Raw genomic sequence first — 24,316 nt, 5'->3', positions numbered from 1 at the left:
TTTATTGTATGATAAATATATTTTACAGTGAAAATTCTGACTAAATTTAAATCGGATATATTAGTTAGATGAAGAAAAATTCAAATCTCAAGAAGAAAAAATATAGGGGGAATAAGAAAATGAGATATTTTCATGTAGATGTATTTTGTAAAGGGGCTTTTACTGGAAATGGACTAACAGTTATGATACTAGAAGAATTTTTGACTAGAGAAAAGATGCAAATAATAGCCAAAGAATTTAAACAGTTTGAAACAATATTTCTTGTACGTCTTGGAGAGAAGGATTTTCAGGCAAGAATTTTTACAGTAGAGGAAGAACTTGATTTTGCAGGACATCCTATATTAGGGGCAGCAGCAGTTATACATCAAGCATATTTCATGGAGGATAAGAAGATAGAAATTTCGTTTCGATTAAATAAAAAAGTAGTACAAGTAGAAAGTAAAAAGGAGGAGGGAGGATTTAAGTGCTTCATGAATCAAGGGAAAGTAGAGTTTATGAAGCGAATAGATGAAAATTGCTATATGGAATTAATAGAACCACTCAATTTAGGTCAGGAGAATCTTTCAAAAGAATTTCCTCTAGAAGTTGTATCGACCGGTCTTCCATATTTATTAGTGCCAGTTGTATCAGGTTTAGAAAAGGCTAAAATCAAAACTGAGGATTATGAACAAGTGCTTGCGAATATAGGGGCAAAATTCGTATATATATTTGATGTAAATGAAATAGAAGGTAGAACATGGGATTCAAGAGGACTTGTTGAAGATGTTGCAACAGGAAGTGCTGCTGGTCCCGTGGGAGCATACTTATATAAGTATAAAGTCTTTTTGGAATCTGAAGTCATTTTATTAAGGCAAGGACGCTTTTTAGAAAGAGACAGTGAAATTGTAATTAATAAGAAAAAGCAGACGGATGAAATGATTGTAAGTGGCCAAGTGTGTATTGTAGCAGAAGGAAAAGTGAAAATATAGAACATTAATATAAACGTTAGGTAGATATACTTTTATTGTAACATCAATTTTTTATACGAATGGGGAGAATGTAAATGGGAAATTGGGGAACTGGTCTTTATTCAAATGATTTGGGCGAAGATGTCAAAGACGAATATTTATCAAAACTAAAAGGTGGGAAAAGTGATGAAGAAACATTAGCTGAGATTTTTCAGTCCTATAAAGAGGAAATGGAGGATGATGATGACCAATATGATGTTTGGTTTGCTTTGGCTGATACCATGTGGAAAAGGGGAAGATTAACTTACGAAGTGAAAAGCAAAGCATTAGCTTTAATTAGTGAGGAGAGACTAGCTAATCGCTTCGAAGATGAAAAGACTAAAAAAGCCAGAAATAAAGTATTAGAAAAATTAGAAGCACAATTAAATACTGAGATGCCAAAACGAAAAAGGATAGCAGTACATCAACCTTTTATTACAAAATGGACACCAAGAGAAGTATATTTATATCAAATAAAGAATCCACCAGAGGGAAAGGAAGAATATGAAGACTGGTGGGGAGTTATTTATGTAAGTCGTTTACGTGAAATGGAGCTAGTAGTTAGGGGCGTGGTGGATGTTGTACCTTATATTTATTTAAAAATGTCAAAAGAAAAACCGAAGGATGCCTCACAAATCAATTCTCTGCCATTTATTGTTTGGTCTATAGAATGGAGTACGGGACAAGGGGCATTTGAAAAGGCACTTGTTGAAACATCCCATCGTTTTTATCCTAAAGAGATAGAATTCCTAGGTGTATGTGAGCATTTTCAATATCCAACACTTGAAATAAAAAGAGAAGACTTTCAATTATGGTGGTCATTTAAAGCAGATGCAATTGAAGAATATGAGAGAGAGTTGCAAAGAATAGAATATAATAAATTACTAGAGCGTGCAACAGGGTTACAGTTAGAGGATAGAGTGTCTTTTGTACAGGGACATCAGAGCTTACCTATAAAAAGAGGAAAAAATCATAAAATAAAAAGAACTGATAATCATCCCATACATAGCTCACATAAGAATAGATGGTGGATAGGCGATAGATTTGAATACATTATTGATCAACCACCAGAGGGGAAAGAGCAATATAAAGGCTGGAAGATATATCTCTATGTATATGAAATAAGAGGCATGGAGTTGGTAGTACCAGATGTGATGGATGAGGTACCATTTGTATATGTAAAGCTTATAGATGATGATCATTTAAGAGAATTTGCAGATTTTGTACCATTTGTATGCTTTTCTATAAATAAGAAAAATGGAAAAGGAGAGTATTTACTTCCATTTGTAGATATATTGGACTCATGGATGCCTAAAGGAATGAAATATAGAGGTAAATATTTACTAAGAAATCTTCCTGATAATGAGGACTTAGAGGTATGTAAAGAACATATTTTGCATACAGATCATTTAATACTAGAAGCAGTTAAAGGCTACGAACGAGAATTAACAAGATTAGGGCTAGAAGGAGTTGATAATACAACAGATATTATTCGAACAATAATAGAAAGACACAATCATTAATAGTTGACTATGTAGAATGAGAAATAGTAATTATCGTTCTTGGAACGGCTAGATAGTATAGTGTATTAAAATTCTTTATAGAGAAAGTGATAAGTAAGCCTAGTTTTGGGAATAATATACACAAGTAACTGTATGTAATGGAACCTATCAACACTGTATTGAAGAAGGAGCATAGATTGTGACAAGAGTACAACTTATTTTCTCGTTTATATGTCAGGTAGTTATAAGATGGGGTATTCTACGAATTGGGCTTCTTGTCATAGGGTGGTCTTGGTATAATGGAGAGGGAGATATAGCAGTAAGCTGTATGGCTTCAGTTATTCTTGTTCTAGTGTATATTTTATTGTTCATCTACGAAGCCATTGTAACCTATAAAGAGTATAAAAAGATTAAAAAACCAGAGGAATAGACACAATCGTGAAGTCTTTTTGCATTTGTATTTTTGACAATACCTTTGAAATATGGCATTCATTTGCCTACATATTATTGTGCCTTTGATTTTTCCAAAAAGACTCTGGCATAGATATTCTTTAAACTTTATCGGTGGATTTTCTATTTTCTTCTCCCCAGTCACACATAGCATATAAAATAGGGATTGTGAATTATAATAATGAAGTAGGTATAAAGAAAGCAGTAGCATTAGCAGATTGTATTTAGTATTGAAAAATTAGAATCTGTGAGAATTTTTGAGTATGTCTTATTTGGAATGCTTTCATATATTTACCTTAACAAGCTATACTAGAAGGAGTTTTAACTAGGAGATAAATAATCCAGAATATTTATAGTTTAAAAGAGATATATAAAAGGAGAACATAATATGGGGAGATATAATGAATTAATGTTAGTACTTAATAATTATCAGTTAATCAATGAATTTGAAGAAATATTGGAAGAGGAATTAGAAAAAGATATAAAAAAAATATCCAGATTTACCTAAAGATTATATTGAATTTTTAAGGGAAGTAGGGTGGGGAGATATTGAAATAGATACTTGCCTTAGTATATTTCATGGAGTAATTGAAACAGAGGTGATTTATAAAAGAAAAATCAAAGAGATTCAAGGGATTTTGTATTTTGGAGACTATGTAGTAGGGGACTGTTACTGTGGTTTTGCTATAAATGACAATTGGAGAATAGTAGAGATATATGATGATTTTCAAATTCGAATAGCAGATGAGAATTTTGAGGGCTATATTAAAAGTACAATCAGCAAATATATTAATACAGTAACGAGGTGATTTATTTAGCCTTAGAGTGGTTAGATATTGTTGCAGATTAGAAGTGTAAGATAAAAAAGAATAAATAAAAAACGCCTAAGTCATGCGATGCCCCCAATAAGTTAGATTTTCAGGTCTAACTTATTGGGGGCAGTTCAATAACCACATGACTTAGGCGTTTTCTTTTACCAGCCTCCAAGCTTAACTTCTATAACTACCTGACATACCTATCAAGGGGCATGGCGCAGCTCCTCAGCACTTACATGACTAATCTTGTAAGCACATCAAAGATAGTTATAAAAGTCAAACCAATGAGTGAGGAGCTCCTTAAAAGTCTTGGCCGGTGCACCCTTATGATGAGGAAGCTAAGGCTTTAAGACTCTGGTTTAAACTTTGTTTAAGGTAATGCTAAATGTAAAGCATTATAAAATAACTTATAAAAGAGCGCTTCCCTTTACAGCGCATCAGTGAACATTTTCCTTAAGTCCAGAGGTACCTATAACAATAGATTGAGACTTGGCTGACCCGGTCAGTTCCTCAGATTGAAGCTGTGGTGATTCTGCTACGAGAAGTTATTTGTTTTATCTTTACATTATATTATATGTGATGAGAAAAGGAATTCCTTAGTTAAAGATAAAAAATTATTACTATTCAAAATTTATAAAATAAAATTAAAAAAGTCGTTGAAAAAAATTTTTAATTGATATAGTCTTGAGTATATCAATATTGATTACATTATTTTATGAAATGATACTTTCATAGGACAGGCTAGCTGTGCTTAAAAAGGGTAAGATGGTTTATGAAGGTGATAGCATTACAAAATACAGTTGACTCATCCCTAGGGGGAGACTGTAACATAGTCTTATATAAGGAGGCGAGTGATATGTTAGAGAGAGACAAGATTGTAATTAGAGGTTTACATCAAAATAATCTAAAGAATGTATCTCTAGATATTCCAAAAGAAAAAATAGTCGTGTTCACAGGGGTGTCTGGTTCAGGTAAATCAAGTATTGTATTTGATACCATTGCAGCAGAAAGTCAGCGTCAGATGAATGAGACCTATAGTGCCTTTATCAGAGGAAGATTACCTAAGTATGAGAAGCCAAAGGTTGAACTTATTGAAAACCTTTCGGCTTCTGTTATTGTAGATCAAAGTAGATTGGGCGGCAATGCAAGGTCTACAGTAGGAACGATTAGTGATTTATATGCAGCACTTCGCTTGTTGTATTCAAGAATTGGCACACCATATGTAGGAACAGCTTCTTACTTTTCCTTTAATGATCCCAATGGCATGTGTATGACTTGTTCAGGCCTAGGAAAAGTGACAGAACTAGATATTAGTGGCGCATTAAAGGAAGAATTATCTTGGAATGAAGGTATGGTGGAGTTACCAGCTTTTCACCCTGGCAACTGGTATTTTAAACAATATGTTGAATCAGGCTTATTTGACCCTGATAAAAAGCTTAAGGACTATACGGAAAAGGAACGAAACCTACTTTTCTATGGGGCCTATGAAAAAGATGGGGAGCGCGTTAACAAACGCGTAGAAGGTATTCATAATCATCTCTCAAGACTTCTTCTAAAACGTGATACTTCTACATCAGGAGATACCACGCAGAAACGCCTTGAGACAATGATTCACCAGAAAGAATGTCCAGTATGTCATGGAAGACGCTTGAATCAAGAAGTACTAAGCTGTAAAATTAACGGCTATAGTATAGCAGAGCTTTGCGAGCTAGAATTCGTGCAGCTTCGTGAAGTGCTAAAGGAAATAAAAGATGAGAGAGGCAAGACCATCATACAGACGCTTATTGCTTCACTTACGCGAATGATTGAGATAGGACTTCCTTATCTAAGTATGAATAGGGAATCTGCTTCCTTGTCAGGTGGAGAGGCACAGAGACTAAAATTAGTCCGTTATATGGGAAGTGCCTTAACAGGTATGACCTATATTTTTGATGAGCCAAGCACAGGGATGCATCCAAGAGATGTGCACCGCATGACCAGACTTTTACAAAGCCTAAGGGATAAAGGCAATACAGTACTTGTGGTAGAACATGATAAGGATGTCATTAGCATTGCAGATGAAGTCATAGATGTAGGGCCTCTTGCCGGCAGAAATGGCGGTCAAATTCTATTCCAGGGAAGTTATGAGGCACTATTATTATCTGAAACACGAACAGGGAAGGCAATGAGAGAACAGATTCCGTTGAAAGAAAAAGTGCGCCTTCCTAAAGCGTTTCTACCAGTTCAAAAAGCCAAACTGCATAATCTAAAAAATATTTCTGTGGATATACCACTTAATATTCTAACAGTGGTAACAGGTGTAGCTGGCTCGGGTAAAAGTACATTAATCCGTGATGTGTTTGCAGAGACTTATTCTGATAGGGTTATACTAGTGGATCAGTCACCTGTAACGGCGACTTCACGTTCTACACCAGCTACCTTTCTTGGCTTTTTTGATGAAATAAGGAAGGTAATGGCCAGTGAAAATCAGGCAGAAGCCTCATTATTTTCATTTAATAGTAAAGGGGCATGCCCTATATGCGGTGGAAAAGGTGTAGTGGTGACAGAACTGGTATTTATGGATCCTGTAACCACAGTGTGTGAGAGCTGCGAAGGTAATAGATATAGTGAAGAGGCAACTAGCTATCAATATAAAGGAAAGAACATCGTTGATATACTGAATATGACTGTAGAAGAAGCCCTAGAATTTTTCGGGGATAATCGTAAAATTAGTAAGCATATCAAGGCGATGAATGAGGTGGGCTTATCCTATCTATCCCTTGGACAACCTCTCTCAACTCTCTCAGGTGGGGAAAGGCAAAGGATTAAGCTTGCTAAGTATTTGAATCAAAAAGGAAATATCTATGTGTTAGATGAGCCCACAACAGGCTTACATGCTTCTGATGTGAAAAATATTATGAAGCTTCTAGATAGCTTTGTAAAGCGTGGTAATACGGTGGTGGTGATTGAGCACAATCTAGATGTGATGAAACAAGCAGACTACATTATTGATATTGGGCCAGATGGAGGGAACGCCGGAGGAGAAGTTGTATTTACAGGGACACCAAAAGAAATGATTGCTTCTGCAAACACTATTACAGCAAAGTATCTACGCAAATCATGTGAATAGAAGGAATAAGGATAGATATATGACAATATAAAAATGCCCGAGTCATGTGAGAAGAACACTTGATTCGGGCATTTTTATAAGAAATTAATATTCAGTTAATGTTGAGTGACCATTGAGTTAATGTCTCTCTTTTATAATAGTCATATGATAAAGGGGGAGAAAACAGCTAGTGGTATGCCTTATTCACTAAAAGTTTTGTACTAGAGTTTTTAAATTTATGCAATTAATAGGAAAAGAAACAAAAAAATAAAAAGCCTAAGCGATGTGAAATCACATGACTTAGGCTTTCTCATTTTTGGGAGGCATACTTTGAACCTAAAAAATAGATGCTCATCTTAGAGGGACGACAGTGGGGAAGCAGGCGTTTCTATTTTCTCAGACTCTTAAATTGAACCTACTCATCTGAATGCTAAAAAAATATGAAATAAATTAATTAAAAATAAAGTCGATTGATTTGGGAAAATTAATCTATTTATAGAAGATAAATAAACTTATAAAAGTAAAAAAATTAACTAGGAGGACACCTGACTTGCAGCATACAAATAAGTTTTCAAAGAAAAACAAACCACAAAAATGCTACTTTGATAAAGAATATACAGTGTGCAAAAGATGATTATCCTTAAATCAAGGGATAATTTTCTGAAAAAAGTAGTCATTTTTGTCATTATTATAAACAAAAAAATACAATATTTAAATTGTTTATAATATTGATTTGGTTTATATTAATAAGTATAAGATTAATTTAAGTTAAAATGAGAAGATATTTACTAGAGGGAGAGCAAATATGTCAAAGGGAAATATTGGTTTTGAGGAAGTTTTGGAATTTATTGAAGATTTGCCTTATAGTAAGTTTAGAAAGTTAGTCAATCATTATGCTTTACATAATGGCAAGGAGTTTGAACAAGAGCTGAATAATATGGTTATTCTAGACTTACAGTCTAGACTAGAGAAATTAAATATTCATAAACATTGTCCTCAATGTCAATCAAGTAAGGTAGTCAAGAATGGTAAGAGAACCAATGAAATACAAGAGTATAAATGTAAAGAGTGTTCAACCAAATATACATTATTTACAGGCACGCTGTTGGAGAAGACGCGTTATGATTGGGATAGTTGGGTCAAGGTGTTAGAGATGACGCTTAATAACTATTCACTTCATAAGATGATACATATTTTGGAAGAAACGTATGGCTATGAAGGAATCAATTATAAGACGATATGGCATTGGAGAATGAAATTAATACATGCATTAGCAAAGCTCCCTATGCCAGTACTTACAGGTGTTATTCAAATTGGAGAGATAAGGATTAAGGATTCTAATAAAGGCAATAGAAGGATTATTATAGAGGAATGTGATAAGGAGAAAGAAGATACAAAGCAGGATTTGATACTGATTGTATCGGCTATTGATAATAGAGGATACTGCGTTAGTAAAGTGATGCCCAATGAGGAATTTACCACAAAGCTGTTTAAAGAAGAGTATAAAAGGAATATAAGTGCTCCAGCGTATATTTGTTCCTACCCAGTACAGGTGTATGAGGAGTATAGTAAAGAATATAACATACCTCATTTTATTAAGCCCTTTCATTACATAAATGATATACAAACTCAAGCGTTTATCAAGGAGTCTGATGAGATATGTAATAAGGAATATATTAAGAATAAGGGGAACATTACATATGGTGAGGTGAAGCGGCTTAAAGAGCTGTATCACTTGGGGGTAGAGGAGATAGAGAAGATCAATTTACAGTTACAAACTTTTATTAATCAAAAAATGACCAATGTAAATACTAGGTATTTGCAAGATTATATAGGATTATATGTGTTTAAGAAAAATTGGGAGGTCACCTATGGTCACTTACCTACATCAAAAGAAGATGCAGAAAAGATATTTGTTGAATTACTTAAGCGTAAAAAGCAGGTTTTATAAGAATTGTAGTCTACATAAAGAAGTGTACTAATGACTCTCCTTACATATGATTATTGGTAAAAAAAGATAAATTAGCCTATGTGTTATGCAAAATAATGTATAAAACCATCCCTACTTAAATGGATAATATACAAAAAGCACAAAAAGTTGACTTATAATAAACTGATTTTGTATAATATTCTTGTAAGTACAAAGCAAGTGGTTATTTATCATTTGTTTAAATTACGAGTTGTACATAACTGAAGGGGGTTGATGAATAATGAGTAAAAAAATGATGAGCATTTTATTAAGTGCAGCAATAGGAACGACAATGTTAGTTGGATGTGGTGGAGGAAATGGTAGTACTACTACTTCAGGAACACCAGCACCAGCTGTAACAGATTCAGCTGAGCCGTCTGACTCTGCAGAACCAGCAGGTGGAAATGGGTATGCAGGTGATTTATCACTCATGCACTTTTCAACCTCAGAAGAATCTCAAGGGAATGGAGGTTCTGATGGATTCCGTACTATGATTGCAGAATGGAAGGAAGCAAATCCTAACATTAATCTAACAGAGAATGTATTAGCTAATGCTGAATATAAAACACAGATTGCAACTTTAGCTGGTGCAGGAGATTTGCCAGATGTGTTCTTAGTTCAAGGAATGAATGTTAAACAATGGGCTAAAGAAGGACTTATCATGGATATGACAGATGTTATTGCAGCGTCTCCAGACAGTGCTAATTATAATGAAGCAATGTTTACACCATTTAAAGACGAATCAGGAAAGATCTATGCTATTCCAGCTTTAACTGGTGGTACTTGTACAGTCGTTGTGTATGACAAACAAATGTGGAAGGATGCAGGATTTGATACATTCCCTACTAATTGGGATGATGTATTAAAAGCAAAAGACTATTTTAGTGGAGAAGGTATTGACACAATTGCATTTGGAAATGGTGGTAAATGGCAAGCTAATTCATGTTTTGTATCAACAGTAGGTAATGTGTATACAGGTAAAGACTGGTTCCAATCTATTATTGATAAAGGAGGAGCAAAATTTACAGATCAAGCATTTGTAGATGCTCTTACATTTACACAAGATGCATTTAAATCAGGCGTGTTTAATGCAGACTTTAATGCGATTACTAATGAAGATGCTCGTGAATACTATATATCAGGTGAATCAGCAGCATTCATCGGTGGTAACTGGGATGTATCTTATATCATGGCAACTTTATTAGAGGGAAATGCAGAAAAATATAATAATATTGGTTTTGCAACATTCCCTACTCCAGCTAATGCTACAGGTTTAACCAATGCGCAAAACATTGGTATGGGATTTGGTGTAGCCATTAACCCTAAGTTAAAGGATGATCCTGAAAAATTAGCAGCAGCAATTGATTTAGCATACAAATTAACAGGCTCAGATTTCTCTAACTTTGTGGCTTCAAAATATGCACTTAGTGGTATTGTAAAAGTTGAAAATGTTGACTTGAGTGCATTTGATGCAGTAACACAAGCATTTTATAACTACTCTTATGTAGATACCAATGCATGTGAAATTTACGATTCATATGTAAACGGTGCTGTTTGGGATATCTTCAACACAGAACTTCAAGATATGTTAAATGGTGATACAGATCCACAAACAGTTGCTGAAAAAACACAAGCTGCATACGAAGCTAATTACTAATATTCATATGAGAAGATATTATTAGTAGGAAATAGCCAATAAAGTAGGGGGCTAGCCCGTTGTGTGGCTAGCCCCTGTTTTAATAAAAACTTAGGAGTGAAGGGGGTCTAACTGTATGCTAAGAGCCGTTAAACCAAAAGGCAGAACCATAGCATTGTATCTATTTATACCAGTTGTTTGGTATACTTTTGCTGTATTTGTGCCACTTATTACAGCTATGTTTTATAGTTTTTTTGAATGGAAAGGTGGACCTAGTAAAACCTTTATTGGATTAGAGAATTATGTAAGTTTATTTAAAGATAAAATATTTTGGGGCGCTTTTATTAATAATATTTATATTGTTATTGCTTGTATCATAGGTCAGATAGGTATTGCTTTTGTTGTTGTACTAATGGTTAATTCAAGACTTGCAAAATTGAAAGGTATTCATCGTACCTTTGCCTTTTTCCCAAGTACGGTATCAGCTGTATGTATAGGTTTTATTTGGATGATGATTTATGACTACAAGAGAGGCGTTTTAAACTGGGTATTAGAAGCAATTGGTAGAGAAGATTTAACGAGAGTTTGGCTAAATGAGCCAGGGCTTGTATTACTTTTAGTTTGTATTCCACTTATTTGGCAATTTATAGGGTATTACATGGTTATTCTATTATCAGCCATTGGCTCTGTAGATTCAGAAATATTCGAAGTAGCTGAGTTAGATGGTGCTAGTGCATTCCAACGTGCCATTTATATTGTATTACCACTTATTAAAAATACAGTTCTTGTTTGTGTTACTTTGTGTGTGGCAGGAAATATGAAAGTATTCGATCATATTTATACCATGACAAAGGGTGGACCAGGTAACTCGTCTATGGTTATGGCAATGTATGGCTATCAGGTATCCTTTTCACAGCAGAACATGGGATATGGTAGTGCTATTTCTGTAGGAATTTTCGTAGTAAGTTTATTAGTTATTGTAGGTGTGCAAGTACTAGTGAATCTACTAATGAAAGATAAGGGGGTGGAATAGATGCCAGCACAAGTAGTTCAGCAAAAGCAAGTGAATAAGAACTCACACAAAGTAGGTATCAAAACGCATATTGCTTCCTTTTTCTTAAATGCTTTTTTAATCCTATTTTCGGCATCATGTATTTTCCCGTTAGTATGGATGTTTCTTTCTTCGCTTAAAGAAAAAAGAGAGTTTAATGCGGATATTATGGGACTTCCAACATCCCCCACTTTCTCTAATTATATTAAGATTTTAAACAACGAGGATTATCATTTGGCTGAGTCCATGTTTAATAGTGTAAGGACCACAGCTCTTTCTATTATTCTAATTGTTTTATTTGGATTTATAGTAGGTTATATTTTGGCTAGGGTTAAATTTAAGGGGAATAGAATTTTATATGTTATGTTTCTAATGGGGATGTTAATTCCTGTCCATTCACTACTTGTACCTATATATGTGGTATTTAAAAACACTCATTTGAATAATCAGTGGTTTACCCTCATTATACCGTATGTAGCCTTTGGGTTGCCGATTGCTATATTCTTAGTAGAAGCCTTTATTAAGTCAGTACCAATAGAATTAGAAGAAGCGGCAGCAATTGATGGAAGTTCATTTTCAAATACGTTATTCAAGATTATATTACCTGTTACAAAACCAATACTTGTAACAATTGCAATCATTCAGACCTTCGCATGTTGGAATGAGTTCTCATTTGCTTTAGTACTCATTCAAGATGCTAACTTGCAAACTGTTCCATTGGCAATGACTATGTTTAAGGGACAATTTGCATCAGATTATCCTAAAATTATGGCGGCGATGCTATTAACGATGTCACCTATTGTTGTTTTATACTTCTCCTTTAGTAAACAAATCATTAAAGGTATGGTATCTGGTGCGGTAAAAGGATAGGATTTAAGTGAAGCATAAGAATGTAATGATAAAGAGATTAATAAATGAAAACGCCCAAATCATATGCAAGAAATAAATGATTTGGGCGTTTTTTCTATTTGTATTGATTTAAAGGAAGAAGATTCAAAACATATTAAAGCTGACATACTGTTGTCAGCTTTAATATGTTAGGATCTAATAAAGTACAAATATTACAAACGAGGTGAAGGAAAATGTCATTCGATTATAAAAAAGAATACAAGTCATTTTATATGCCACCAGTGAGACCTGTTATTGTACAGGTACCAAAGATGAACTTTATTGCAATAAGAGGAAAGGGAAATCCAAATGATGAAGAGGGAGAATATAAAACAGCTGTGGGATTATTATATGCTGCATCCTACACTCTTAAGATGAGCTATAAAGGTGAGCATCAAATAAAAGGCTACTTTGAATATGTAGTACCGCCATTAGAAGGTTTTTGGTGGCAAGATGGTATTGCCGGAGTAGATTATTCAAATAAGGATACTTTTAATTGGATTTCAGTCATTCGTGTACCTGACTTTATAGCTGAAACAGACTTTCAATGGGCAGTAGAAGAGGCAACTAGGAAGAAGAAGCTAGATTTTTCCAATATGGAATTTTGGAGCCATGAGGAAGGCCTTTGTGTTCAGTGTATGCATATAGGTTCTTTTGATAATGAGCCAGAAACAGTACGTGCTATGGAGGAATTTGCTAGCTTAAAAGGTTATGTCATAGACTTAAGTGATACCAGACTACATCATGAGATTTACTTAAGCGACCCAAGAAAAGTAGATGTATCAAAGCTTAAGACTGTAATAAGGCATCCTATTAAGGAAGCATGATGATGAGGGAGAGAATACAAGGCGTATTACATTTTGATTAAGATGTAATACGTCTTAAGTTTTAATCATAAGATAGAAAAAATATGCATATAGGGTTTTGAAATGAAGAAAAGTATATTATGATGTACATAATAGTCTAGGAGGAAATATAGCAATGAAAATGAAAGATCAATGTTTGCCTTGTTTAGTTAATCAAGTTATAAAAGTTGCAGATATAACACAAGCACCAGATAGAGAAGCGTTATATAGAAAAATATTTACATTTCTTGCTCAGCTGGACTTTCAGAAGACTAACCCAGAAGTTATAGGAGAAACCTTCGCTATTTTAAAGACACATTTAAAGAACGATGACCCCTATTATGAGGTGAGAAAATACTATAACATGCTATTAATGGATATGAGTGAATCTATAGAAGAACATATTAGGAGTCATGAGTACCCATTTTATCAAGCTGTTAAGTATGCAGTAATTGGCAATATTATAGACTTTAATCCTATTTATAACAGAACTATGGATGAAATAATGAAGTTTATTAATGATGCTGAGCATTTAGACTTTACAATTAACCATGTAGAAGCTTTGAAAAAGGATATACAAGAGGCAAAGACGTTATTATATTTAGGAGATAATTGTGGTGAAATTTGTTTAGATAAATTACTTATTAAACAAATAAAGAAGGAAAATCCTAACTTAAAAGTGTATTTTGGTGTGAGAGGCGCTGCTGTTGTAAATGATTCTATAGAAGCAGATGCTTATGATGTAGGGATTGATGAGTATGCCACGATTATTAGCAATGGGGACTATGCACTAGGTACTGTTTTAGAAAGAACAAGTGAGACATTTAGAAAGGTATTTGAATCTGCAGATGTGGTCATTGCAAAAGGTCAGGCTAACTATGAATGTTTAAGTGAATATGAGAAGAAGAAAATTTATTTTCTTTTAATGGTCAAGTGTCAAGTGATAGCAAATGATATTGGAGTAGCCACCAATTCACTAGTGTGTCTTAATAAAAATATGTAATTTGTCTTTGAACATAAAGAAATGATAGATGATACCCTAGCTAAACATCTTCTGAATAAAAGGTATTTGGATGGTATGAACCACTTATTTATGTGGGTATGATACTCGTGTTTATTATAGGTCTAGTGTTTGCAGGGGGCATGAGTATATTGGGGGCATATTTATTCATTTTATCTCAATTAACACTACTTATTATTGGAATCATTAAGACTAGAAAGCACAAAGATGTAGATTATGGAAATGTAGTGTTAGTAAATAGTGTGGGCTTAGTGGTAGCTTATGGACTTTTCGTGATTATTAGATTTTATGTTTTTTAGGAGACAAGCTATTTTAATAAATGCTTATTCAGGATAAAATAAGAGTAAATGAGAAAGCATAGAAGGAGCAATTAAGTAGCATGTCTACTTAATAATAGAGCAATGAATATACAAATTTTTGGAACTAAAAAGTGTTTTGATACCAAGAAAGCCGAACGCTATTTTAAAGAACGTGGCATCAAGTATCAACTGATAGATATGAAAGAAAAAGGCATGAGTCAAGGTGAACTTAACAGTGTAAAACAAGCTGTTGGTGGCATTGAGGTCATGATTAATGAAAACTGCAAGGATAAAGAGGCTTTATCCCGTATTCAATTTGCATCCAACATCAATAAGGAAAAAAGAGTATTAGAATATCCGCAGCTTTTAAAGACACCTATTGTAAGAAATGGAAAACAGGCTACCATAGGTTATAAACCAGAAGTCTGGAAAGAATGGGACTAATAAAAGGCTATTTATAGAAAAAATGTATTTCTATAAATAGCCTTTTGCTTTTGATAATGAATAATAGAATACGATATTTAAATGAAAATACCAAGTATTTAGATATGAAAACTTGACAAAACACCTTTGAAAGTTTAGGATTATTTAAAATATGTCAAATAATAAAGAATAAATTCTAAAATAATACGAGAAAAGAAGGGTGTTATGTTAAATCAGTTTTCTAGAACACAATTACTTATTGGAGAAACAGGAATAGAAACATTAGCTCATGCGAGAGTGGCAGTATTTGGCATTGGAGGTGTGGGTGGTTATGTTGTTGAAGCCTTGGCTAGGAGCGGCGTTGGGGCATTTGTTTTAGTAGATGATGATAAAGTCTGTTTAACCAATATTAATAGACAGATTATAGCTACTAGAAGAACGGTAGGGCAATATAAAGTAGAGGTCATGCGTGACCGCATTTTAGAGATTAATCCAAAGGCAGATGTACAGGTTCATAAGTGCTTCTATCTGCCAGAAACAGCAGAGGAATTCGACTTTTCAAGCTATACCTATGTTGTAGATGCAGTGGATACTGTAACTGCAAAAATCTCAATTATTATGAAAGCTCAAGAAGCAAAGGTGCCGGTTATTAGTTGTATGGGAGCAGGAAATAAGCTAGATCCAACAAAGTTTGAGGTCGCTGATATCTACAAAACCCAGATGTGTCCTTTAGCAAAAGTGATGAGAAGAGAGTTAAAGAGGCGTGGTGTTAAATCTCTAAAAGTTGTATATTCTACTGAAAAGCCGATTAAGCCACAAGAAGATATGTCTATAAGTTGTAGAAACCATTGTATTTGTCCACCAGGGGCAGAAAGAAAGTGTACGGATCGTAGAGATATACCGGGAAGTACAGCCTTTGTACCATCAGTAGCAGGCCTTATTATTGCCAGTGAAATCGTGAAGGATTTAGTTTGATATAAAAGACCGTATTCAGAAATGTGAAAGATACATTAATGAATACGGTCTTGATATTTTATGGATTTTAGTATTTTACAAAAATTATTCATATTTTTTTGTTAGTATTATCATTGGAATAAATATGCCTAATAATACTGGTAAGATAATAAACTTTAGATACATAGGTGCATGTTCTTAAAAGATAGATTGCTATCTGTCTCAAAAAATTATATAGTTGATATATGTTGTGTATTCAATACAAGAAGTTAATTTAATCGTATACTTCAATTTACCGAATAAAGTTTCAAATCTTCATTGCAAATGATATAATGATTTGATTCTATTGCTAGTGATATTTGGGGAACAGTTTTATACCATCCTCAATGGACAAGTATTAACATCTAAAAGAAAGGTAATACAAAAGGTTAATTAAAATGAATAAGGAAAACCAAATAACAAAAACGACAGGGCAGATATTTAAGGATAATATCTGTACGCTTTTCAATCTATTTAATCTACTTATTGCAATTGCCCTTGCCTGCGTAGGGGCATGGTCGAACATGTTCTTCATACTTATTATAGCGGTTAATGTTTGCATTGGAATTGTACAGGAATTAAAAGCTAAGAAGCTAGTGGAAGAACTATCTTTATTGTCAATGCCAACGGCTGATGTTATCAGAAACAATGAAAAAATGCATATTTCAGTTCAAGAGGTAGAAGATCAAGATATTCTTTTACTTGAAAGTGGCAATCAAATCTGTGCTGACAGTGTGATTATCTCAGGTGAGTTAGAAGTCAATGAATCACTGCTTACTGGAGAATCAGACCCTATCATAAAGAAAGAAGGGGATTCACTTTTATCAGGTAGTTCTGTTATCAGTGGTAAGTGTCAAGCAAAGGTAGTTCATACAGGCAGTGAGAACTATGTTTCTAAAATAGCTGATGAGGTAAAAAAACTTAAAAAGGTAAATTCAGAGCTATTGCTTTCTATGAGAAAAGTAACTGGTTTTACAGGCTGGTTGATTATTCCATTAGGTGTGCTTCTATTCCTTGAGGCTTATTTTCTAAGAAGTAATTCTCTTCAAACAGCAGTTGTTTCAACAGCAGCAGGATTACTAGGTATGCTTCCTAAAGGACTTGTTTTACTCATTAGTATTGGCCTAGCTACAGGAATTGTTAGGCTTTCTAAGCAGAAAGTACTCGTGCAGGATTTATATTCTCTAGAATCCCTTGCACATGTTGATATTATATGCCTAGATAAAACAGGTACAATAACAGAAGGCAAAATGCAAGTTGAGAATGTTATCATGCTTGATAATGATTTCAAGATACCATTTAGCACGATTATGGGTGTTTTCTTAGGCAATACAGATGACAATAATGCAACATTTCAAGCCATGAAAGCTTATTTCCCAGAAGCAGATGCATTTCAAGTAACTTCAAAGATTCCTTTTTCCTCTGATAGAAAATGGAGTGCCGTAACCTTTGATCAGGGGGATACATTTGTAATTGGTGCACCTGAGAAGCTTTGTGATAAGGAACTTCCAGAAGAGGTACGTCATGAGATGAAAGATGGCAAGAGAATTTTACTTGCAGGTGTGGCGAATAAAATAGAGGATAAAACGCTCTGCTCTAGTGAAGTGAAGCTACTTGCTGCGATCATTATTAGTGACCCAATAAGAAAAAATGCTATTTCTGCCATTTCTTATTTTCATAACCAAGATGTTGATGTCAAAGTTATTTCTGGTGACAATCCAGTTACAGTATCAGCTGTTGCAGCAAAAGCAGGAATAAAGGATGCTAGTAGCTTTATCGATATGTCTACAGTAAGTGATACGGACATTCCAAAGATAGCAAAAGAGTATTCCGTTTTCGGACGTGTGACCCCACAACAGAAAAAACATCTGATTAGTGCTATGCAAAATGAGGGACATAGTGTTGCAATGACTGGTGATGGTGTCAATGACCTTCTAGCAATGAAACAAGCAGATTGTTCTATTGCAATGGGGAACGGAAGTGATGCTGCTAGACAAACAGCCCAGTTAGTACTACTTAACTCTGATTTTTCTGTACTAAAGAACGTTCTTGCAGAAGGAAGAAGGGTTGTAAACAATGTTACGAAATCAGCTGGCGTATTTTTTATAAAAACGATTTATTCCGTATTGTTATGTATTATTTGTGTATTACTTAATATGGATTTTCCTTTTATACCGATACAAATTACCTTAATTGACCTGGCCATAGAGGGCTATCCAGCATTCTTTATTTCCTTTGAGCCTAATGATACAAAAGTTAAAGGAAAATTCCTCCCTACAGCCTTAAAAAGTGCAGCACCTAATGCGATTGCCATTACACTGTGTTGCATTATTATTGGAGCTGCATCATTTATAGTTCCAAATGATAGTGAGCAGACAGCGCTACTTATGTATTTAAGTGTAGGTATGCTAGGTATTGTTGGGGTTATTAAATCTTGCAAGCCATTTAATAAGCTAAGAGCATTTCTAGCTGTTACGACTACAATTGGATTTTTCACTGCAGTATTATTATTCCATAAGATTTTAAAGCTTCCTCTTATCAGTATGAATACATTATTACTCTTTGTAGGTATTACAGTGATAGGAATAATCATAGAAAGAATTTCTGCAGCATTAATCGCTAAGGTATGTAAACATTAATAAAAGAGTTACCTTTATGTATGTAAAATAAATAAAATAGATTATTTAAATTTAGATATTATAAGTAGAAAAAACAAGAATCCCAAACTATGTAGGAGGGTACATAGTTTGGGATTCTTGCTTTTTTCAGACTCTTAGGTGTTACTTCTATAACTGATTAGTAAAGTAGAAAGTGTAGATAATACTATACTTCAAAGTTAGCATAGTAAGTATTGGTATCATAATCTCCTGTACCTCTAAAATCCATAATCTCTTTACCTATTCTGTATTTGCCAGCAGGAAGATTGCCATATAGCTCTGTCCAGTTCACTACCCATTCTATGCTGTTATTCATGGGGATAATCCAGGCTTCTTGTGTCCAACCTCGTTCATATTCTGAGGGCAACATTTCTACGGGGACCCATTCATTGTTTATTTGGACTTCTAGCCAATAAGGACTACCAGTTTGTAAATTTCCTGTTGGCTGGGCACCTGACTGATTACATACCAATGTCAGTCCAGAAGAGGTGACTTTGCTGGCAGTTAGTTGGATACCCCAAGTATCCGTAGTTTCTTTTTCAAATCTTATCCACTTCCCATTCATGTATAAATCGATGCTGTTTTCATCTACATATTGATAACCATAACCATCTCCAAAATTGGATTGGTTATCTTGGATTGGGATTTTAGAGGTATCTACGGTTGAAGTGATTTCTCCGTCCATCACACCACATCTACCCTCAATATCGCTTTCACGACCTGTATCAAGGTATAATTCGCCATTTACCATTACCATAGGACGCCTGTCCAATGCAACTTCTTCGGTCTCTTTTTTTTCTTTGGTGGCTATAACAGGTTTGGAATGTCCCTCACTTCCTAGAGCAAGAGCACTTTGACTACAACCTACCAATAGCAGAGACATACAGGTCATGGTAGTAAATAATAATAGGTATTGTTTCATCTGGGTTCCTCCTAATAAGATGTTCTATTTAGTCTTCTATTAGATTTGACGAAAAAAATTACGTAATGTTCCCAATATTCCTCTAATCAAACAGGTATATGCCGTGTGACATATACTCATTTTTTATATATGATGTTACAATCAGTTAATTACTAAGCCGAAGACTGTAGGCACTTGGGATAGACAGTTGTGTATAAATATTAAATTTAATATAATCAAGATGACCCTATAGGGGTTATACATGAAATACGTATTATAGGCTCTAACAAGAGAGATGAATATAAGGAGAAAATAATAAAATGAATCATAGAGGTAAAAAATTCGTTGCATCCTATAGTGGTGGGAAAGACAGTCTGTTAGCCATATATAGAGCTATTCAAATGGGAATGGAGCCTGTTGCACTCATTATTACATTTAATACAGATAGAAATGAATCATGGTTTCATGGTGTACCGGAAAAGGTGCTTCAAGAGGTTTCAAAGTCATTGAATATTCCTATCAGGCTCATCAGAACTTCCGGTGAGGAATATGCCCAGAATTTTGAAAAAGAGCTTTTGCTTCAGCAGGGAAATGGGGTAGAGGTTTGCATTTTTGGTGATATTGATATTGAGGAGCATTTAGAGTGGTGCGCAAAGCGCTGCGAAGCAGTTGGCATAGAAGCTTTCTTTCCACTTTGGAAGGAAGAGAGGAGAGCCTTAGTGGAGGAATTCATAAAGGTGGGATTCAAAGCCAATATTACAGTGGTAGATACGACAAGGCTTAGCGAGAAGCATTTAGGAAAGTGTTTATCTGCTAAAATCATTTCATCTATTGTATTAGAAGGAGCAGATGCTTGTGGAGAAAATGGAGAGTATCATACCTTTGTGTCAGATGGGCCATTATTTTCCTATCCAGTACCATTTGCTTATAAAGATAAAGTGTATAGCAATCAATATGCTATTTTACCTATTCAAACTAAAGTATAAGCTAGGTATGTACTTGATATTAACAAGAGATAATGAATGGTATTAATATTGCAAAATAAACATAAAGATATAAAAATTTTGTAAGTGCTAGATGGATGTGCTACTATTAATTAAAAGATATATATAATTTAATATTGGAAAATGGTCAAAACAACTAAAACGAAGAAAGCTACGAGGAAATCAATGGATAATCAAGAGCAAAAGCACAAACGACGTGTGAGATATAAAGGAACTCATCCAAAAAATTATAAAGAAAAATACAAAGAACTTCAGCCTGAAAAATATGGAGATACGATTGAGAAGGTAATCAAAAAAGGAAGTACACCTGCTGGTATGCATATATCTATATGTGTTAAAGAAATACTAGAATTTTTACAAATAAAACCGGGGCAAAAGGGACTAGATGCAACCCTTGGATATGGTGGTCATACTTTAGAAATGCTAAAATGTTTAGAAGCTAAGGGGCATATGTATGCCTTGGATGTAGATCCTATTGAAATAGTAAAAACAAAAAAACGGTTAGAAGATTTAGGGTATGGAGAGGAAATATTAACAATTAAGCAGCTGAACTTTCGGGATATTGATCAAGTAGCTGCAGAAAATGGCTTATTTGATTTTATGTTGGCGGATTTAGGTGTCTCTTCAATGCAAATTGATAATCCAGATAGAGGTTTTTCATTTAAATATGAAGGGCCATTGGATTTACGATTGGATCCTGAGAAAGGTATATCGGCAGCTGAACGTTTAAAAGATATGACACAAAAAGAATTAGAAGGTATGCTAATTGAAAATTCGGATGAACCTTATGCCAAGGAGATATCAGAGGCTATTATTTCTAAAATAAGAAAAAAAGATTATATTTCTACGACGACTAAGCTTCAACAAGTTATAGGAGAAGCTCTTGAATTTATTCCAGAAGATAAACGAAAAGAAGCGATTAAGAAATCATGTCAAAGAACGTTCCAAGCATTACGAATTGATGTTAATAGTGAGTTTGAAGTGCTAGAAGAATTTTTAGAAAAGCTTCCTAATGTTCTTGCCAAAGGAGGACGTGTTGCCATACTGACATTCCATTCAGGAGAAGATAGACTTGTTAAAAAATCCTTTAAAAGATTACTCCGTGAAGGGGTTTATAGTGAAATTGCCACTGAGGTTATCAGACCATCAGCAGAAGAATGTAATATGAATGGTCGCGCTCGCTCAACGAAAATGAGATGGGCGATAAAGGCATAATTTGAATAGAAAATAAAAATCCCCAACCAAGTACTAGTAGCACTTGGTTGGGGATTTTTATAACAATGTATTTTACATACAAAAGGTCATAAAAAAGACAGATTATGCTACTATTATGAGAGGGAAAAGGGGAGGACAGAAATGGATAAAATATTATTAGTAGAAGATGAAAAGAGAATGCAGGAGATAATCAGTGATTACTTTCAAGTTAAAGACTGTAAGGTTATCTGCGTGAATCAGGGGAAAGAAGCGCTGAGTATTTTAGAAAAAGAAAGCTTTGATTTAATCTTACTAGATGTGATGATGCCAGGAATAGATGGTTTTACAGTATGTAAAGAGGTGCGCCTTCGGTATGAAACACCCATTATTTTTATTACAGCAAAATCTGATGAAGAAGATCAGCTTTATGGGTATGAGTTAGGGGCAGATGATTATGTGACAAAGCCTTTTTCTTTAGGGGTATTATATGCTAAAGTTAATTCTCTTATTAAGAGGGCAAAAGGAACCATTATTGAGGACAAGCTGAAGGTTAATGATATTTGTATAGATTGCAAGAAATTAGAGGTGACTGTAGGAGGGGAAGAAATCAAGCTAGCTCCTATGGAGTATAGGATGCTTGTTTATTTCATGAGAAATAAAAATCAAGTCATTACAAGAGACCAGCTTATCGTAAGGTTGTGGGGGTATGACTTTGAAGGGAATGATAGGGTGATAGATACTCATGTAAAAAAACTTAGAAAAGCATTGGGTAAAAGTGGCAAGGCTATTCGTACAATCATGAAAGTGGGCTATAAGCTGGAGGTGGCAACCAATGAAAAATAAGATGAGCTTTCGGAAAATACTTTTAAGAGTATTTGCGGCTTTTTTTGCTTTTTATATAGGAATAATGAGCCTATTTACGTTTGTGCAGTATAAACATAGTAAAGCTGATTGCGAAAATAGGAGAGCTGGATTTTGCTCCTCTATTATGGAGGATATACCTTCAGCATCTGAGTTTAGTGCTGAACACAGAAATATAGATACACCCTTAAGTTATTTTTTTATTATGCGGAGAGATTTCTTTTGCACTAATGAGAATTACATAAGAGCGGCACTTTATACAGAAACAGGGGAGAGTGTAGTAAAAACAGGCAACTATATAGCTTGTCCAAATCCCATTATAGTTAATGAAAGTAATTTTGGTAAAAGTTCATATGAATCCTATTTTGCACTAGTTGATGTGGATAAATACCTTAGTAGTGAGCAGATTACTCATTTGTTTGAACTAATGCAAAAAGAAAATGATATCCTAAAGTTTTCATTAAGTGTATCAGGATATCAATATAAGAATGAAATTATTCCTGAGAAAATAACGATTTATAAAGAGGAGTGGAAGCCAACAGGTGTAATTCCTGATAAGCAAATTATTAAAAGTGCTTCACGGATAAAGCGTGAGTTTCTAGAGGAATATACTTTTATAGTAGAAGATGTAGAGGGGCTAAAGAAGTATAGGGCAGATAACTGTACATTTTATCCAGAGAGTATAGTAAATGTAGGGTTTATGAATATAGGAGATAGCTACTACTATATGAAGAGGAGTAGGAATGAGAAGATCATAAGGAGATTTGAGACATGTACACCGACACTTACTAAGGAAATGATGCAGGAAGCCAAGGAGCAGATAACAATATCATCCTTTGAAAGTGAATTTTATAAAGAGAAAGGACAGATCATACGGTATTTTAATGAAGGTGGAAAAAACTATTATTTAGTGGTAAATACAGTTAGCTTTCCATTAGAAATAGCCATAAAAAATTTAGCACCCGTATATGTATTTTCTTTAATTATGATAGTTCTACTAGTAGTTATTTTATCTAAGGGTTTATGGAAAACTTACGAAAAGCAGATACTCTTAGAGAAGAATAGAAGAGAACTTACAGACACTATTGGTCATGAGTTAAAAACACCTTTAGGCATTATTCGTACTTATAGTGAAGGGCTAAAGGAGCATATTTCAGAAGAAAAAAGAGATCATTATCTAGAAGTCATCATAGATGAGACTGCCAAGATGGATGAGCTTATACTAGAAATGCTGGACTTATCAAAGCTAGAATCAAAGGCCTATACATTGAAGGAAGAAACATTTTGTCTGAATACCCTTATCCAAGAGGTCTTAAAAAATAAAGAAAGACTTTTTGAAAATCAGGAATTAGAAGTAACTTTTACTGCTGATCAGGAGTGGGAGATTGTAGCAGACTACAAAAGAATGATGCAAGTAATCAATAATCTAGTAATCAATGCACTTATACATACACCAGAGGGCGGAAAGATTCAAATCTCAATTGAAAAAGGAAGGGTAGTCATTGAAAATGAAGGAGAGCCTATTCCAGAAAATCAGCTTCCTCTAATTTGGGACGCTTTTTATAAAGGAGATAAGGACAAAGAAAGATGTGAAAGAGGGACAGGTCTTGGACTATCTATTGTACGTAACGTATTAGAACTTCATAAAATGCCCTATGGAGTCAACAACACAGATGGAGGAGTAAAATTCTGGTTTGAACTTATGCGCAGAAAATAAAGAAATGTAGTATAAT

At 34.2% G+C, this 24,316-nt stretch carries 20 protein-coding genes; 19 read left to right on the top strand and 1 reads right to left on the bottom strand.

Going from position 1 to position 24,316, the window contains the following annotated elements; translation table 11 throughout:
* Window positions 1-119 precede the first annotated feature (119 nt).
* The 15 genes from CLOLE_RS16575 (at window position 120) to CLOLE_RS16510 (ending at window position 18,605) form a co-directional block, all read left to right on the top strand.
* A complete protein-coding gene (locus CLOLE_RS16575) occupies window positions 120-968 on the top strand; it encodes a PhzF family phenazine biosynthesis protein (protein WP_013658286.1) in 849 nt (282 codons plus the stop codon).
* Window positions 969-1,042: 74 nt separating this feature from the next.
* Window positions 1,043-2,509: a hypothetical protein gene (locus CLOLE_RS22055; protein ID WP_013658285.1), complete on the top strand. Its 1,467-nt coding sequence runs from the start codon at window positions 1,043-1,045 to the stop codon at window positions 2,507-2,509.
* Between the two features lie 178 nt (window positions 2,510-2,687).
* The gene (locus CLOLE_RS16565) at window positions 2,688-2,918 is read left to right on the top strand and encodes a hypothetical protein (RefSeq protein ID WP_013658284.1); all 231 of its coding nucleotides are present in this window, start codon (window positions 2,688-2,690) and stop codon (window positions 2,916-2,918) included.
* A 619-nt stretch (window positions 2,919-3,537) separates the two neighbouring features.
* Window positions 3,538-3,747, top strand: coding sequence for a hypothetical protein (locus CLOLE_RS16560; RefSeq protein WP_041713068.1), 210 nt, complete (start codon window positions 3,538-3,540; stop codon window positions 3,745-3,747).
* A gap of 862 nt (window positions 3,748-4,609) precedes the next feature.
* Window positions 4,610-6,862, top strand: coding sequence for an ATP-binding cassette domain-containing protein (locus tag CLOLE_RS16555; RefSeq protein WP_013658283.1), 2,253 nt, complete (start codon window positions 4,610-4,612; stop codon window positions 6,860-6,862).
* Window positions 6,863-7,646: 784 nt separating this feature from the next.
* Complete coding sequence (locus CLOLE_RS16550; protein WP_013658282.1) at window positions 7,647-8,792, top strand: IS1/IS1595 family N-terminal zinc-binding domain-containing protein; 1,146 nt, start codon at window positions 7,647-7,649, stop codon at window positions 8,790-8,792.
* A gap of 259 nt (window positions 8,793-9,051) precedes the next feature.
* Window positions 9,052-10,467: an extracellular solute-binding protein gene (locus tag CLOLE_RS16545; protein ID WP_013658281.1), complete on the top strand. Its 1,416-nt coding sequence runs from the start codon at window positions 9,052-9,054 to the stop codon at window positions 10,465-10,467.
* 115 nt (window positions 10,468-10,582) lie between these two features.
* Window positions 10,583-11,479, top strand: coding sequence for a carbohydrate ABC transporter permease (locus CLOLE_RS16540; RefSeq protein WP_013658280.1), 897 nt, complete (start codon window positions 10,583-10,585; stop codon window positions 11,477-11,479).
* On the top strand, window positions 11,480-12,367 hold the full coding sequence (locus CLOLE_RS16535) for a carbohydrate ABC transporter permease (protein WP_013658279.1): 888 nt from the start codon (window positions 11,480-11,482) through the stop codon (window positions 12,365-12,367).
* A 212-nt stretch (window positions 12,368-12,579) separates the two neighbouring features.
* Window positions 12,580-13,212 carry a GyrI-like domain-containing protein gene (locus tag CLOLE_RS16530; RefSeq protein WP_013658278.1) on the top strand — a complete coding sequence of 211 codons (633 nt, stop codon included), beginning with the start codon at window positions 12,580-12,582 and terminating at the stop codon, window positions 13,210-13,212.
* 154 nt (window positions 13,213-13,366) lie between these two features.
* Window positions 13,367-14,233, top strand: coding sequence for a damage-control phosphatase ARMT1 family protein (locus tag CLOLE_RS16525; RefSeq protein ID WP_013658277.1), 867 nt, complete (start codon window positions 13,367-13,369; stop codon window positions 14,231-14,233).
* A 98-nt stretch (window positions 14,234-14,331) separates the two neighbouring features.
* Window positions 14,332-14,550 (top strand): hypothetical protein, encoded by a 219-nt coding sequence (locus CLOLE_RS23160; protein WP_013658276.1) that lies wholly within the window; start codon window positions 14,332-14,334, stop codon window positions 14,548-14,550.
* Between the two features lie 102 nt (window positions 14,551-14,652).
* The gene (locus tag CLOLE_RS16520; RefSeq protein WP_013658275.1) at window positions 14,653-14,994 is read left to right on the top strand and encodes an arsenate reductase family protein; all 342 of its coding nucleotides are present in this window, start codon (window positions 14,653-14,655) and stop codon (window positions 14,992-14,994) included.
* Window positions 14,995-15,198: 204 nt separating this feature from the next.
* Window positions 15,199-15,948: a tRNA threonylcarbamoyladenosine dehydratase gene (locus CLOLE_RS16515; protein ID WP_013658274.1), complete on the top strand. Its 750-nt coding sequence runs from the start codon at window positions 15,199-15,201 to the stop codon at window positions 15,946-15,948.
* A gap of 416 nt (window positions 15,949-16,364) precedes the next feature.
* Window positions 16,365-18,605: a cation-translocating P-type ATPase gene (locus CLOLE_RS16510; RefSeq protein ID WP_013658273.1), complete on the top strand. Its 2,241-nt coding sequence runs from the start codon at window positions 16,365-16,367 to the stop codon at window positions 18,603-18,605.
* A gap of 184 nt (window positions 18,606-18,789) precedes the next feature.
* On the opposite strand, the gene CLOLE_RS16505 is transcribed toward CLOLE_RS16510, so the two are convergent.
* Window positions 18,790-19,545 (bottom strand): immunoglobulin-like domain-containing protein, encoded by a 756-nt coding sequence (locus tag CLOLE_RS16505; RefSeq protein WP_013658272.1) that lies wholly within the window; start codon window positions 19,543-19,545, stop codon window positions 18,790-18,792.
* Window positions 19,546-19,844: 299 nt separating this feature from the next.
* Here CLOLE_RS16505 and CLOLE_RS16500 point away from each other — a divergent pair, with 299 nt between their 5' ends.
* The 4 genes from CLOLE_RS16500 (at window position 19,845) to CLOLE_RS22050 (ending at window position 24,300) form a co-directional block, all read left to right on the top strand.
* Window positions 19,845-20,510: a Dph6-related ATP pyrophosphatase gene (locus CLOLE_RS16500; protein WP_013658271.1), complete on the top strand. Its 666-nt coding sequence runs from the start codon at window positions 19,845-19,847 to the stop codon at window positions 20,508-20,510.
* A 183-nt stretch (window positions 20,511-20,693) separates the two neighbouring features.
* A complete protein-coding gene (gene rsmH / locus CLOLE_RS16495; RefSeq protein WP_013658270.1) occupies window positions 20,694-21,743 on the top strand; it encodes a 16S rRNA (cytosine(1402)-N(4))-methyltransferase RsmH in 1,050 nt (349 codons plus the stop codon).
* A gap of 141 nt (window positions 21,744-21,884) precedes the next feature.
* Entirely contained in the window at window positions 21,885-22,565 is a 681-nt protein-coding gene (locus CLOLE_RS16490) for a response regulator transcription factor (protein ID WP_013658269.1), read from the top strand.
* Window positions 22,555-24,300: a sensor histidine kinase gene (locus CLOLE_RS22050; protein ID WP_013658268.1), complete on the top strand. Its 1,746-nt coding sequence runs from the start codon at window positions 22,555-22,557 to the stop codon at window positions 24,298-24,300. Before CLOLE_RS16490 ends, CLOLE_RS22050 begins: the two co-directional genes overlap by 11 nt.
* The last annotated feature ends 16 nt before the right edge of the window (window positions 24,301-24,316 follow it).

Source organism: Cellulosilyticum lentocellum DSM 5427 (assembly GCF_000178835.2).
Classification (GTDB): domain Bacteria; phylum Bacillota; class Clostridia; order Lachnospirales; family Cellulosilyticaceae; genus Cellulosilyticum; species Cellulosilyticum lentocellum.
The sequence above is the reverse complement of the archived record's forward strand: the minus strand, read 5'-3'. Positions and strand labels throughout refer to the sequence as shown.

Excerpts from the sequence above, each read along its gene's own strand:
- CLOLE_RS22055 (WP_013658285.1), top strand. The coding sequence starts at position 1,043 with ATGGGAAATTGGGGAACTGGTCTTTATTCAAATGATTTGGGCGAAGAT.
- CLOLE_RS16510 (WP_013658273.1), top strand. The coding sequence starts at position 16,365 with ATGAATAAGGAAAACCAAATAACAAAAACGACAGGGCAGATATTTAAG.
- CLOLE_RS16545 (WP_013658281.1), top strand. The coding sequence starts at position 9,052 with ATGAGTAAAAAAATGATGAGCATTTTATTAAGTGCAGCAATAGGAACG.
- CLOLE_RS16520 (WP_013658275.1), top strand. The coding sequence starts at position 14,653 with ATGAATATACAAATTTTTGGAACTAAAAAGTGTTTTGATACCAAGAAA.
- CLOLE_RS16535 (WP_013658279.1), top strand. The coding sequence starts at position 11,480 with ATGCCAGCACAAGTAGTTCAGCAAAAGCAAGTGAATAAGAACTCACAC.
- CLOLE_RS16575 (WP_013658286.1), top strand. The coding sequence starts at position 120 with ATGAGATATTTTCATGTAGATGTATTTTGTAAAGGGGCTTTTACTGGA.
- CLOLE_RS16525 (WP_013658277.1), top strand. The coding sequence starts at position 13,367 with ATGAAAATGAAAGATCAATGTTTGCCTTGTTTAGTTAATCAAGTTATA.
- CLOLE_RS16505 (WP_013658272.1), bottom strand. The coding sequence starts at position 19,545 with ATGAAACAATACCTATTATTATTTACTACCATGACCTGTATGTCTCTG.
- CLOLE_RS16490 (WP_013658269.1), top strand. The coding sequence starts at position 21,885 with ATGGATAAAATATTATTAGTAGAAGATGAAAAGAGAATGCAGGAGATA.
- CLOLE_RS16500 (WP_013658271.1), top strand. The coding sequence starts at position 19,845 with ATGAATCATAGAGGTAAAAAATTCGTTGCATCCTATAGTGGTGGGAAA.
- CLOLE_RS16530 (WP_013658278.1), top strand. The coding sequence starts at position 12,580 with ATGTCATTCGATTATAAAAAAGAATACAAGTCATTTTATATGCCACCA.
- CLOLE_RS16540 (WP_013658280.1), top strand. The coding sequence starts at position 10,583 with ATGCTAAGAGCCGTTAAACCAAAAGGCAGAACCATAGCATTGTATCTA.
- CLOLE_RS16515 (WP_013658274.1), top strand. The coding sequence starts at position 15,199 with ATGTTAAATCAGTTTTCTAGAACACAATTACTTATTGGAGAAACAGGA.
- rsmH (WP_013658270.1), top strand. The coding sequence starts at position 20,694 with ATGGATAATCAAGAGCAAAAGCACAAACGACGTGTGAGATATAAAGGA.
- CLOLE_RS23160 (WP_013658276.1), top strand. The coding sequence starts at position 14,332 with ATGATACTCGTGTTTATTATAGGTCTAGTGTTTGCAGGGGGCATGAGT.
- CLOLE_RS16555 (WP_013658283.1), top strand. The coding sequence starts at position 4,610 with ATGTTAGAGAGAGACAAGATTGTAATTAGAGGTTTACATCAAAATAAT.
- CLOLE_RS22050 (WP_013658268.1), top strand. The coding sequence starts at position 22,555 with ATGAAAAATAAGATGAGCTTTCGGAAAATACTTTTAAGAGTATTTGCG.
- CLOLE_RS16550 (WP_013658282.1), top strand. The coding sequence starts at position 7,647 with ATGTCAAAGGGAAATATTGGTTTTGAGGAAGTTTTGGAATTTATTGAA.